Below are 12,577 nucleotides of genomic sequence, written 5' to 3'. Positions count from 1 at the left end.
CCTAACTACGAAGACAAGGACCGCTGTCAGTGTCCCTGTCCCGGAGTTAGGTTTATTTGCGTGTTGCGGCCGAAACAGAAGATTCAGGAGGCATCTTAGACATGAAAGACATGAAGTATTTAATATCCGTGCTTGTAGGAGCAATGAGCTACGGTATCTTATCGACAATCGTTGTACTGGCTTACGGGGAAGGCTACCAGCTGGGGGAGGTAGTCGGGACACAGCTGCTGACCGGCTGTATTCTTGCCTGGCTGCTGGCCTTGTATACTAAGTGGAAGGCAAGCCGCAAGGAGCAGAACGCTGTTAAACAGACCGCCGCTCCAAAGCTGGCCCCTGTCCGATTAACCTGGAAGCAACGGCTCCTGCTGATGCTGGCCGGAGCACCGACGGTGGTTACCGGTCTGCTGTATTACCAGTCGCTGCGTTATATCCCGGCTTCATTGGCCATTATTCTACTGTTCCAGTTCACCTGGATCAGCGTACTGATTCAGGCCGTAAGCAAACGCCAGCGGCCCGACAAGATCACGGTACTGACTTTGCTGCTCCTATTCGGAGGAACCCTCCTGGCAGCCGGCATTCTGAACCAGGAGACTGCCGGGTTCGATCTGCTGGGGCTTAGCCTGGGCCTGTTATCCGCAGTAAGCTATTCCCTGTTCATTATCTTCAGCGGCAAAGCGGTACCTGCGGCCCATCCGGCTTACCGGAGCGCCTGGATGGTTACAGGCGGTCTGCTGCTGCTGTGCATTCTTTTTCCGCCGTATTTCCTGTTTAACGGCTTGCTGTGGGGACAGCTGCTGCTGTACGGATTCCTGCTGGGCTTGTTCGGCGCGTTCATCCCGCCGCTGCTGTTCGCCATCGGTGTACCGCATATCGGCGGTGCCATGGCCGGGATTCTTGGAGCCGCCGAGCTGCCGGTAGCCGTGCTGCTGTCCTCCTTTGTGCTTCATGAGCAGGTGAGCGGCTTGCAGTGGGCCGGTGTAGTACTGGTGCTGCTCGGCGTAGCCCTGCCGGAGCTGTATAAGCTGCGCTGGCGGGGTACCAACGCCTTGGCCCGGCAATAAGCGAATAAACGGCGCGTGACGGAAATGCCCCTCGCCCTTTGCTGATGCAAGGGGCGAGGGGCATGTTTGTTATTACTTCTTGCTTCTTGAGCGCATTTCTAAGAATGCGCAAGGCACTTGTAACACCTTCATCGCGGATCATTTCGGCGATGCTCGTCAGCGACATTTTACCGGTGGCGTTATCCGCCTTCTTTGAACCCGGCGGAGTAGAACAAGCCTTCCCAATCCGGGACAGGCAGCGGCTCCACGTGGATATGAATCGTCCGGAGCAGGAAGGGCTGATCCGATTTGAGCGGAATCGATTTGAGCTGCTGGATGAGGTATACTTGAGGTTAGATTAAATAAGGAGAATCATATGTACATCATCCTCGGACTCGTATTTATCATGGTTTACGGCTTGATTGTGTTCTACATCGGCTGGAGCGGCTGGAGATGGATCAGGCCGGCGGTATCGGATCGATTCCGCATTGTCTATGTGATTACACTCATCTTCCTGGCAAGCTCGCTTATTCTCTCCAGAGTTGTTGCAGGTTCAACGATTCTAAGCGTTATCGGGAGCTATTGGCTGGCCTTGTTCGGCTTACTGGCCCTGCTGCTTCCGGTTGTCCATCTTATGTTGTGGTTAACCAAGCTGACCAGGCTGCCGCGCCGTGCCGTCCAGAAGGCTTCGGGCTGGATTACATTGACTCTGCTGCTTGGTCTGCTCGGATACGGGAGCTTCAATGCCTATAGCCCGGTGGTCCGCTCCTACGACATCCAGATGAACAAGGCGGGTCCCGAGGCGGGGGAGCTGCATATTGTGATGGCGTCCGATATGCATTTTGCCTATTTGTCAGGCAAAGCCCATGCGAAGCGGATGGTTGAGGAGATCAACGCGCTGAAGCCGGATATTGTGCTGCTTCCCGGCGATATCGTAGATGATGATATCATCCCCTACCAAGACAAGGGTATCGGCGAAATCCTCTCGGAGATTAAAGCTCCCATGGGTGTGTTCGCCTCTCTGGGCAATCATGACCGCTTCAAGGGGGAGACAGAGGAGCTGATCGGGCTGCTGGAAGAAAGCGGACTCCAGGTTCTCTATGACGAGACGCTTGAGCTTGGAGACGGACTGACGCTGATTGGGCGAAAAGATTACAGCGACCCGGACCGGGCGGCGCTGGCGGATCTGATGGAAGGCGTTGACCGCTCAGGACCGGTCATTATGCTGGAGCATCAGCCGGTGGAATTTGAGATTGCCGAGCAGCAGGGCGTTGACCTGATGGTCTCGGGCCACACCCACCGCGGGCAGATCGCCCCCGGCAATCTGATCACGGACAGGCTGTTCGAGAATGACTGGGGATACCTGCAGAAGGGACGGCTGCATTCTGTCGTTTCTTCCGGGTATGGCTTCTGGGGTCCGCCTATCCGGATCGGGTCCCGGGCTGAAATTGTGTCCATTCAGGTCCAATTCTTGGAGGCAGAAGGTTAACCATATAAGGAGCTGTTCCAAGAGCCATTACTGGCAGGCTGGAACAGCTCCTTGTTATTTCTGCAGCCGGCTTTAGACCAGCATCCGGATAATTTCGTTAACGATTAGTTGAGGCTCCGAATACATAATCATATGCCCGGATTTCGGGGCTTCCACCAGGCGGCTGGTCTCCAGAAGAGCTGCCGATTGCCGGTGGGCAGCGTGAAGCGCCGGGCGGTAGTTCTTTTCTGATCCGGACATTAACGTTCCGGAGACGATGCACACCTCAGTGTCTCCCAGGTTGAGGGGACTGCCGCGAAGCGTTCTTAAATCCTCGACAAAAGCCTGTCCTTCGGCCAGCATGGTTCTGGCGGATTGCATCGTGAAGTCCTCACGGCGGTGCTCCTTATATACATCCGCAGGCTGGACCTTCCCCGGCCTGCTGCCCAGCAGCCTGTACAGGCCGGTCCGGGTCATGAGCGGAAGGATAGTATCCATCCTGCCGTAATGTTTGGCGGAGGACTCCTCGAAATACATTCCGCAATGCTCGTCTGTCGGATCGACCAGCACCAGCCCGCGTAGACGTCCGGTATTCATGGCCGCGGCCGTACGGATAATCGGCCCGCCCCAGCTATGGCCGACGAGGACGAAGGGGCCTGGCCCCAGATGATCCAGCAGCTGCGACAGATCGCCGGCGATTCTGGCCAGTGTTCGCGGCTCCCGGTCCGGCTCGCTGCGGCCCATGCCGGCCCGGTCGTAGACAACGGCCCGCGTATGTTCGGCGACATGCGGCTGCACCAGCCCCCATACGGAGCGGGACGCGCCCATGCCCGATTCGAACACAACGGTTAGGGTACCGGCGCCTTGCTCCATATAATGGAGCCTGCGCCCGTCTGCGGTCTGCATATAACGGCTGTGGCCATATGTATGTAGTTGCTTGGGCATCGTCTCTGGCATTGTCCTATTCCACCCGTCATTTAATAATGATAATCAATATCATTGTAGGGGATGCGCAGGAAATGGACAAGTCCATCCCCAAATTAATCTTTCCCTCATAGACTGCAATCCTAGCACATAATCCTTGGCAGCATATGCTATAAAAGACGGGTTGCCCTAAACGATGAGTCAATCCAATATGGAGGGGTTAACGATGGTTGTAAAACAAAAAACGACGGTATTGTATCCCCGATTAAGAGTGTTTAGCGAGGAGAATTTCCGCGGGCTCCGCAGAACGTTCCGCGGGAATCTGGGCATCGCCGATGTGGATGCCGTGCTTACAGGCATCGAAAGCCTGCGCTTTTTCTCAACCAATCCAAACGCAACACTGGTATTGTTCGACCGTTCCGGCTTCCGCGATCGCTTCGTAATTTTGCGGGGTAACCGCAGTATCCGTGAACTGGACGACATTCTGCGCAGAGGCGATGTGGAATCGCTGATTGCCACCAACCAGCGGCTGACTCCCGTGCAGGTCCTAGCCATTCAGCGCAGCGGCAGACTGCCTGCGGGCTACCGTTTGCTCTAGCAGCCAATGGTATGAACCCGGAGGAACGCACTAGATGGGGAAAAGGGGCTGTCCCAAAAGAGCCTTCATTCTACCTAAGACAGCTCATTAAGAAAAAATGGCTCTACTGCAGTTTGTTTTATAAGATTGTGGGCAAGGGAAAGACATCCGACTTCTAAGGTGACTTTCCCTATCCCTCGAAACAGAAACCGCCGGAAGCCCCGGTTGTTTTTCATTTGTCCGAATACACTTTCAGGCTCCGTCATGCGTCGCACTGCCAAGATTTACCCTTCCTCGCTCTGCAGGAGTTCCCTGGCTTGTATCTGGAACCGCAATCGTTCTAAGCTCACGATAATTTCCCGGTCTCCAGCTGTCTTTGTGCACCGTTCTTTAAGTGGGCTGTACAAAGAAATGGCTCCTTTGGGAATGGCTGGGCGGTACCACCATTTTCCCAAAACGGGCGATTTCTGTGTTTGTTTTTTAGATGGAAGTGACAAATCCCGCTTAAACAGCGGAGCGGACGGAACGATTGTGGAAAAGCGTCAGCGGTCGCCTTTGTGCCCGGATTTTCACCGCTTAGGGGAATGAAAAAAATCTGGGCACAACAGCGATTGGAACAACGGTCCGTTTGCGGAGCGTCCACCTAAGCGATAACGTTGATACTTACTAAATGAACAAGGCTGTCCCAAGCAGCCATTTCATGGATTTTGGGACAGCCCCAATTGTATCTCTGAAGCTTCACATGACTCCTAAGAGTCTTGCTCTATCCCGCGCTCAGGTTGTCGCGGGATGCTCCCCTTCCTGTTACTGCGTCTGCGGTAAAGATGAAGCAGCAGATAAGAGACGGCGAATGCTGCTGTTACCAGCCATAGGGGAATCCGCGGGTCCAGCTTGTACGCCCAGCCTCCGATAATGCCCGCAGGAGCTGTGAACAGCAGAATCAGCACAGACAGCATGGAGAATACCTTGGCCCGTTTATCATCGTCGATGGCATTCTGCACGGCAGCTTCCAGATACGGCGAGCTGATCATTAGTCCCACCGCTGCCAGAATCGTGCTGAGCCCGATCCAGAGAAGGCTGCTTGATGGGTACACAACCAGCATTACATTAGACAAAGCGGAGAGTGCGAAGCCCGCCATCATGGAGCGGTTGGCACTCTGCTCGGAAATCTTGGGCATCAGCAGCCAAAGCGTCAGCAGCATGATTACGGAAGAGACGGCCGGGAACAGGGAGATGATACCGCTGTCCAGATGCAGGTAATCCGCCAGATATAGCGACAGATAGGTTGTCTTCAGCGTAGCCTGAAAGTTGAACAGGATGTATACGGCAAAGATCAGCAGCAGATTGCTGTCCGCCCACAGGTCACGGAAAGCACCGCCATATTCGACCGTAATTTGCTTGAGGCCCAGCTCACGTGTCTCCTGACGTTTCTTGATTCCTGCTTCGGTCTCGCGGGTCGTTAGATGTCGGCCTACGAACTGGAAGGTCATGAACAGAAAGGCGAGGACATACATGATCCTCATGCCCTGGACCATTCCATAATGACTCACCAGCAGGCCGCCCAGCGGTGCGAATAATCCGCCGATGACACTGATGATCTGCAGCAATGTGAATACATATGTCCGGTCATTGGGCCGGGTGTCTTCAACAATCAGGCAGTAGAAAGCGACATGCGGGACACGCTGGAAGCCGTTGATTATCGCGGCCGCCACGAAGAACCACAGGTTCTGTGAGAAGGCCCACAGTAAGGTGGCCAGGCTCCAGCTCAGCAGGTCGAAGAATAAAATGGCCCGCTTGCGTCCCAGCCGGTCGGTTAAATATCCGCTGAGCAAGGATGAGACCACCTGCACAATCAGACCAATGGTGGTGATCCAGCCGATGTTCACCTCCGTCAGACCGAGCTCGTACATGTACAGAGTGGCATAGGTGGAGAACATGCTGAACGGAATCAGGAAAAAGGGCTCAAAGGCCAGGCAGCCGCGGCTGTTTCCCTGCAGCCGCGGGAAGAACGATTTTGCCATAAAACAATCCTCCATGTTGTCTTAAGTGAAGTAAAAGGTCCCGTAAGGGGTTTGCCCTTCCTAATGAATGCTGGCCTTTGGTCTGGGTAGACTCCGGTCGCAAGACGGTTTTGAGCCTTCTCTCAGCCACGTATAATGTTGATTAATTGAAAAAAGTGAGAGGAAGGTTCATTCATATGAATAAGGAAATGTATGCCATGCCGATTGGAGTGCCGGATTCCTTGCGGAATTCTGCAGAATCACAGTCCAAACCGCGCAAACGCCGAACCAGTCCCAAGATGTACCGCAGCCTTTTGTATTTTATCATTTCTTTGCCGGTCACGATCATTTATTTCGTGTTCATGGTTGCAGGGCTGACGCTGTCCATTGGATTAACCCCGGTGTTCATTGGCATTCCGCTGTTTTTTGCCGTAGCTAAGGGAATGGATTACATCGTACGGTTTGAGCAAGACCTGGTAAGATCACTCCTCGATATCCCGGGGCGCCCTGAAGAGTACAGAGTCTATACACAGGTGGAGGGAGCAGGCTTCTGGCAACGGATGAAGCTGGGCTTTCAGGCTGAGCAGTTTGTACGTAACGCTATGCTGATCCTTGGCCGGTTCGTAACCAGCATCGTTTTCTTTTCCCTGACCCTTACGCTGGTAGCCGCTTCACTGGGTCTGATTGCACTGCCTGTGCTTCATCAGATTTTTCTGCAAACGATGGATCTGAATATTCTGGAGAACAGTGTATTTGCCCTGTTCCATATCGACTGGACACAAACGGAGCAATATATTGCTTATGTTGTAGCAGGGGTCGTCGTAGGCTTGATCGGAAATGTTGCGATTCGCGGGCTTATGGATATGCAGCGCAGATTGCTGTTCGTAGCTTATGATGAAGCAGAGCCGTATTCCGTTCAAAATTAAATATCCGCTCGAAGAGAATACATCGCCAAGTTGCTATTACGCACCGGCGATGTATTTTTTGTTGCAAAGTCAGCTGTTGTTCGTTCTGGTGCTATACCGGATCGTATTTAATCACCCTGAATTACAGCCTGAGTACGGGCTTTAATATCCTACTGAGATAATAAGCTATTACGGTCGTTGTGGTCCATGAGCTGCGCTTATTCTGGATGTACTGATCGTTAATTATATAGGTCCGGGTGGAAGCAGGGCTCTTCAGACCGAGCTTTTCCCACTCCGCAGGGTCATTCGAGCCTCCGAGCCGTGCGAGCATAGTCTCCGATGCGCTATTGATTTTAGCCGGAATTTGCTCGTAGGCTTGCGTGATTTGCATATGAAATTCGTCGATCGGATTACGGCTGGTAATGCTCTCCAAGTGGATGCCCTCGCGAATGTAAGAAACGTATGCCAGATGGTCAGCCCAGAACTCGTCGATATAAAAAAGCCGTACCCGCTGCTCAGCGGGGCTCAGCGGCTGCTCGCCATTCAGGATTCGGAGCCGCTCTGCGTATACAATCCGCCTCTGATCCTCCACCATATCCGAATAACCGTTCAGTTCCTGATGGATATCGAAATTTTGGCCCATAACGATTCGCTGGATACGCATGATCTTACTGCGGAGTGCCGGCTCTTCCAGAGCCTCATCCTGCCTGGGAGCCCTAACCGCGTTAGATATACCGAACCGAAGCAGCAGTTCATCCTCCAGGCTCACGTAAAATACGGAGGCGCCCGGATCGCCTTGGCGGCCGGAACGCCCGCGCAGCTGGTCGTCGATCCGCACGCTTTCGTTCACATGTGTACCGATCACGTATAACCCGCCCAGCTTGAATACCACTTCTGCCTGCGCGGCGTTGCCGCCGCCGAGCCGAATGTCGACGCCGCGTCCCGCCATATTCGTCGATACCGTCACGGCGCCGATTTCTCCCGCTTTAGAGATGATCCCGGCCTCCTCAGCGTCGTGCTTCGCATTCAGCACATGGCAGGGCACCCCGGCAACCACCAGTGCCTCCGCCAGCCTGTCCGACTCCTCGACGCTTGACGTACCAATCAGAATCGGGCGTCCCGTCCTATGAACGGACGAGATTTCTTGTACAAGCGCCTTAAGTTTAGCTTCTTTATGGGTGTAAATCCGGTGCGGGTGGTCGATTCGTATATTCGTCCGGTTCGGCGGAATCCGCACGACCTGAAGCGCGTAAATATCTGCGAAATCCGACGCCGAAGCATGGGCCGTAGCCGTCATTCCGCAAATCTCCGGATACAGGCTAATGAAATGCTGCATGGTGATCGTTCCGAGAATTCTCCCTCCGGCAAAGGTGTGCAGCCCTTCTTTGGCTGCAAGCGCGGCTTGCAGTCCCTCCGGCAAATACCTGTTCTCCGCCACGCGGCCGGTATGTTCTTCAATCAGCTTGATGTTACCGCTTCGGACGATATAATCGACGTCTTTTCTTAACAACGTTTCAACATGCAGCGCGCAATTCAGGTTCGTCAGCAAATGACTGTTATGAACATCGTACAAATTGCCGCATCCCAGCAGCGACTCCGCCAGCGCAGCGCCAGCTTCATTCAAGTAAACGTTCCGCTGGAACTGGTCGAAGTCGTAATGCTCTGCCTGATTGAGCTGCCGGACCACTTCTGCAAAACGAATCCCGTCGCTCATGGCAGAGTCCGCATCACCGCTGATGACCAGCGGCACCCGCGCTTCGTCGAGCAGCAAGGAGTCGGCTTCGTCGACGATGACGTAGTGGAAAGGGCGGTGCACGGTATCGGCTACATCAAGTGCGATGGTGTCGCGCAAATAATCGAATCCCGCTTCTTTTGCCGTGACATAGGTTATATCCGCAGCGTACGCTTCCCGCTTCCTGGAGAAGCTCATGCCCGCTTGAACCGGACTTACCGTTAACCCGAGGAAACGATAGACCGGGCCCATCCACTCCGCATCCCGGTTTGCTAAATAATCGTTGAACGTTAATACATGAACGCCTTTACCGGCCAGCGCATTCAGATAAGCAGGCATAACTGCCGAGAGCGTCTTTCCTTCTCCGGTATGCTGCTCGATTAAATACCTCTCGTGCAGAGCGATGGCAGCCATGATCTGGACATCGTAAGGCTGTAATCCCAGCGTTCTCTTCGCTGCCTCGCAGACCAGCGCATAAGCATCGACAAGCAGCTCATCCAGTGGCGTACCCGATTGTGCCTCTTGCTGCAGGCGGAAGGATTCCGCTTGAAGCCTGCCATCGTCCCATGCCTCCAGATTCCGCTCTCTGATGCGCTTCGTTTTGTCCCGGCAGATGTTCAGCATTTTGTTGTTATCGCGGTCTTTGAAATTATGTATCAACTTGGAGGCTATACCCATAGAAATCGCTTCTCCCCTCGGTAGAATACGCTTGTCTACCCACTATTACGGCAAACGGTTCCCATAAGGTTCAAAAAGGGGTCCAATTATTTGGTGCAGATTGTCATCAGAATAACTCAAAAAGGGCTGCGAGCAGCCTGCCTTCCGGCATTCTGTCACAGCCCCCAAGCCGGCTTCCGGCGTAAACGGAGGTTCCTTGTGCTTCAGTCAGGTCTACACGACGCCCTGAGCTAGCATTGTATCGGCCACCTTAAGGAAACCGGCAATGTTAGCCCCGGCAACCAGGTTTCCGGACACGCCGTATTCCTCCGCAGCCTGGACGGTTCTGCGGTAAATATTCTTCATAATCTGCTGCAGCTTCTCATCGACCTCTTCAAAGCTCCAGGCGAGCCGCATGCTGTTCTGGCTCATCTCCAGTCCCGAGACGGCCACACCGCCGGCATTGGCGGCCTTGGCCGGAGCAAACAGCACATCATTCTCCAGAAACAGCTCAACCGCAGCAATCGTGGTAGGCATATTTGCACCTTCCCCGATGGCCTGGACGCCGTTCAGAATCAGCTGCTGGGCAGAGGCCTTATCCAGCTCATTCTGGGTGGCGCAAGGCAGGGCGATATCGCAGGGCAGGTTCCAGATTCCGCTGCAGCCCTCCTTGTATTCGGCATGGGGGTGTTCCTTCACGTATTCGCTGATGCGCAGGCGTTCGGTTTCCTTGAGTCTTTTGACAGTGGCCAGATTGATTCCCAGGGGATCATGGATGTAACCGTTGGAGTCGCTGCAGGCGATAACCAGTGCTCCGAGCTGCTGGGCTTTCTCTATAGCGTAAATGGAGACATTGCCCGAGCCGGAGACGACGACCCGTTTATCCTGGAAGCTGGTACTCTGCGCCGCGAGCATTTCCTGCACAAAATACACACATCCGTATCCGGTCGCTTCCTTGCGTGCCAGGCTGCCGCCGTACAGAAGGCCTTTTCCGGTAAGCACTCCTGCCGTATGGCCTCCATGAATCCGTTTGTATTGCCCGAACATAAAGCCGATTTCACGTGCGCCTACGCCGATATCTCCGGCAGGAATGTCCGTGTCCGCTCCAATGTGCCGGTACAGCTCAGTCATGAAGCTTTGCGTGAACCGCATCACTTCCTGATCGGACTTGTCTTTGGGATCGAAATCACTGCCGCCTTTGGCGCCGCCCATTGGCAGGCCGGTCAGTGAATTCTTGAAGATTTGCTCAAAGCCCAGGAACTTGATGATTCCCAGATAAACGGAAGGATGGAAGCGGAGCCCGCCCTTGTAGGGACCGATTGCACTGTTGAATTGCACGCGAAAGCCGCGGTTAACCCTTGTTTTGCCGGAATCGTCCACCCATGGCACGCGGAAGGAAATGCTGCGCTCGGGTTCGACCAGCCGTTCGAGGATGCCTTGCTCCATATACTGCGGATGACGGGCCAGAACGGGTACGAGAGAATCCAGGAATTCTCTGACGGCCTGATGAAATTCGAGCTCCTGCGGGTCGCGGGATTGGACTTCGCTGTAAATTTTCTGAACATACTGCTCTGCTATGACGGTAGCTTCTGAAGTAACGGAAAGAACGCTGGACACTAGGGCAAACACTCCTTAAATAGATGATAAAATACCGGCAGTACGGATATGATTTGAATTTTAATCATTTTATATAACCTAACATGAATTTACCAATCAATTATTTTTGGTCAGTGTATCAAAATGTTCTATGAACCTTACATTGCATGCTAGATTATGGTGGGGGTAATACTGCTGTGGACCAATCGCTGTTGATCAGTTCCCGCTTCCTTTCCTGTTTCCCGTCATGTTTGTACAAGCGTTGAGCGAGCATCCGAATACGCCAATATTCAGCCATATGAATTGTCCACAATGAGACGGAAACCGATGGGAAGCGTGCTTTCGATGTGAAGGGCTTACCGGACTAAATTACGTATTGTGTTAGCCGCCCGAAAGTGGCACAATGGGTACAGATATAAGCATACGCGGCAAAGAATGCCCCGTCTCCTCTTCCATCCGGAAGGAGGCGGGGCTTTGTGTGTTTAGAAACAAATATTATTGTAAAGCGAGGGGACGGGAAATGGGTTTTACGAGCGAACATAATCAATGGTTGGGCGATCATCTCAAACGAAGGGAAGGAGAACGGCTTGATGCGCTGAGACGCGGTCATGGCTACGGAAACCGCTTGTTTGTCGAGCAGGTGTGGTGGCCGCTTGCCGGACATTTTCAAGGATTACACCCGGAATATGAAGTGAGGGATTGGCGGGGCAGACCCTATTTTGTGGATCTATTATGGCAGGTTGGGTCCTCGCGTATTGCATTTGAGATCATGGACTTTGGCTCGCACGGCACGGACCGGAGTAAATACCGGATGGATCTGAACCGGGGGTTGTTTCTACAGTCACAGGACTGCACGATATTCTATATTTCACTGGATGAGCTGAAAGAGAATCCGTCTTTTATCCTCTCCGCACTGCGGAGCAGCCTGAATCCTTATTTGTCGGCGGAAGATTCCGGGAATAGAAGTGCTGAACGAGCCTATTCCAAAATCGAACGTGACCTCATGCGGTCAGCGATCCGTCACCATCGTGTCCTTCGTCCAAGTGAGGCTGCGAGGGAGCTGGAGCTGCACAATATGACGGTCATAAAATACTGCCGCATGCTGGTGGAGAAGCGGAAATTCCGCCCAGTGGCAAGAGGCTTATCTCAGCGAATTGTTTATTACGAGTATATAGGCACGCTCCAAAGTCCGGATCTGGTGTGAGGACGGGTAACCGGGGGCAAATGTGTACGAAAAAACGACTACAGTATGCAATGTGCATCTGCGTGGGTAGAAGGGCCAAATGTGTATGAAAAAGCCACCACAATTTGCCACTTTAAGGGGATATGAGCCGAACGTGTATGAAAAAGCGACCACAATGTGCCACTGTAAGGGGGTATGAGCCGAATGTGTATGAAAAAGCGACCACAATGAGCCGCTTCATGGGCAAACGGGGCAAATGTGTATGAAAAAGTGACCACAATGTGCCGCTGTATGGGTTAATTGGCCAAATGTGTATGAAAAAACGACCACAATGTGTTGTTGTATGGGCAAACGAGCCGAATGTGTATGAAAAAGCGACCACAATGTTCTACTGCGAAGGTTAATTCACCTCTAATAGGATAGAGCAGTAGAATAGAGTGTAAAACAAAGAGTAATACAAAGAGTAATGTAAAGAGCCCGCGTCCGACGCGGGCT

10 protein-coding genes and 1 pseudogene are annotated in these 12,577 nt (G+C 53.2%); 6 read left to right on the top strand and 5 right to left on the bottom strand.

Annotated elements, in window-relative coordinates; translation table 11 throughout:
• Positions 1-110 precede the first annotated feature (110 nt).
• The 3 genes from F1379_RS08135 (at position 111) to F1379_RS08125 (ending at position 2,529) form a co-directional block, all read left to right on the top strand.
• Positions 111-1,061, top strand: coding sequence for an EamA family transporter (locus tag F1379_RS08135; RefSeq protein WP_150268784.1), 951 nt, complete (start codon positions 111-113; stop codon positions 1,059-1,061).
• Positions 1,062-1,123: 62 nt separating this feature from the next.
• Positions 1,124-1,402 carry a hypothetical protein gene (locus F1379_RS08130; RefSeq protein WP_150268314.1) on the top strand — a complete coding sequence of 93 codons (279 nt, stop codon included), beginning with the start codon at positions 1,124-1,126 and terminating at the stop codon, positions 1,400-1,402.
• A 14-nt stretch (positions 1,403-1,416) separates the two neighbouring features.
• Entirely contained in the window at positions 1,417-2,529 is a 1,113-nt protein-coding gene (locus tag F1379_RS08125; protein WP_150268312.1) for a metallophosphoesterase, read from the top strand.
• 72 nt (positions 2,530-2,601) lie between these two features.
• Here the strand turns inward: F1379_RS08125 and F1379_RS08120 are convergent, their stop codons facing one another.
• Positions 2,602-3,465: an alpha/beta fold hydrolase gene (locus F1379_RS08120; protein ID WP_239004597.1), complete on the bottom strand. Its 864-nt coding sequence runs from the start codon at positions 3,463-3,465 to the stop codon at positions 2,602-2,604.
• 193 nt (positions 3,466-3,658) lie between these two features.
• Here F1379_RS08120 and F1379_RS08115 point away from each other — a divergent pair, with 193 nt between their 5' ends.
• On the top strand, positions 3,659-4,030 hold the full coding sequence (locus F1379_RS08115; RefSeq protein WP_150268310.1) for a hypothetical protein: 372 nt from the start codon (positions 3,659-3,661) through the stop codon (positions 4,028-4,030).
• Positions 4,031-4,104: 74 nt separating this feature from the next.
• On the opposite strand, the pseudogene F1379_RS30685 reads toward F1379_RS08115, so the two are convergent.
• Positions 4,105-4,407, bottom strand: a pseudogene (locus F1379_RS30685) (transposase); the annotation flags it as partial.
• Positions 4,408-4,758: 351 nt separating this feature from the next.
• Entirely contained in the window at positions 4,759-6,030 is a 1,272-nt protein-coding gene (locus F1379_RS08105) for an MFS transporter (RefSeq protein ID WP_150268308.1), read from the bottom strand.
• A gap of 176 nt (positions 6,031-6,206) precedes the next feature.
• Between F1379_RS08105 and F1379_RS08100 the strand changes: the two genes are divergently transcribed.
• The gene (locus F1379_RS08100) at positions 6,207-6,935 is read left to right on the top strand and encodes a sensor domain-containing protein (protein WP_150268306.1); all 729 of its coding nucleotides are present in this window, start codon (positions 6,207-6,209) and stop codon (positions 6,933-6,935) included.
• A gap of 121 nt (positions 6,936-7,056) precedes the next feature.
• Here F1379_RS08100 and F1379_RS08095 read toward each other — a convergent pair whose 3' ends face one another.
• The gene (locus tag F1379_RS08095) at positions 7,057-9,324 is read right to left on the bottom strand and encodes a preprotein translocase subunit SecA (protein ID WP_150268304.1); all 2,268 of its coding nucleotides are present in this window, start codon (positions 9,322-9,324) and stop codon (positions 7,057-7,059) included.
• 213 nt (positions 9,325-9,537) lie between these two features.
• Positions 9,538-10,920, bottom strand: coding sequence for an NADP-specific glutamate dehydrogenase (gdhA, locus tag F1379_RS08090; protein WP_150268302.1), 1,383 nt, complete (start codon positions 10,918-10,920; stop codon positions 9,538-9,540).
• A 499-nt stretch (positions 10,921-11,419) separates the two neighbouring features.
• Here gdhA and F1379_RS08085 point away from each other — a divergent pair, with 499 nt between their 5' ends.
• A complete protein-coding gene (locus F1379_RS08085) occupies positions 11,420-12,103 on the top strand; it encodes a hypothetical protein (RefSeq protein ID WP_150268300.1) in 684 nt (227 codons plus the stop codon).
• The last annotated feature ends 474 nt before the right edge of the window (positions 12,104-12,577 follow it).

Origin of the sequence: Paenibacillus tepidiphilus (assembly GCF_008635795.1) — a bacterium.
Taxonomy (GTDB): Bacteria; Bacillota; Bacilli; order Paenibacillales; family Paenibacillaceae; genus Paenibacillus_AQ; species Paenibacillus_AQ tepidiphilus.
This window is presented reverse-complemented; position numbering and strand designations above follow the sequence as displayed.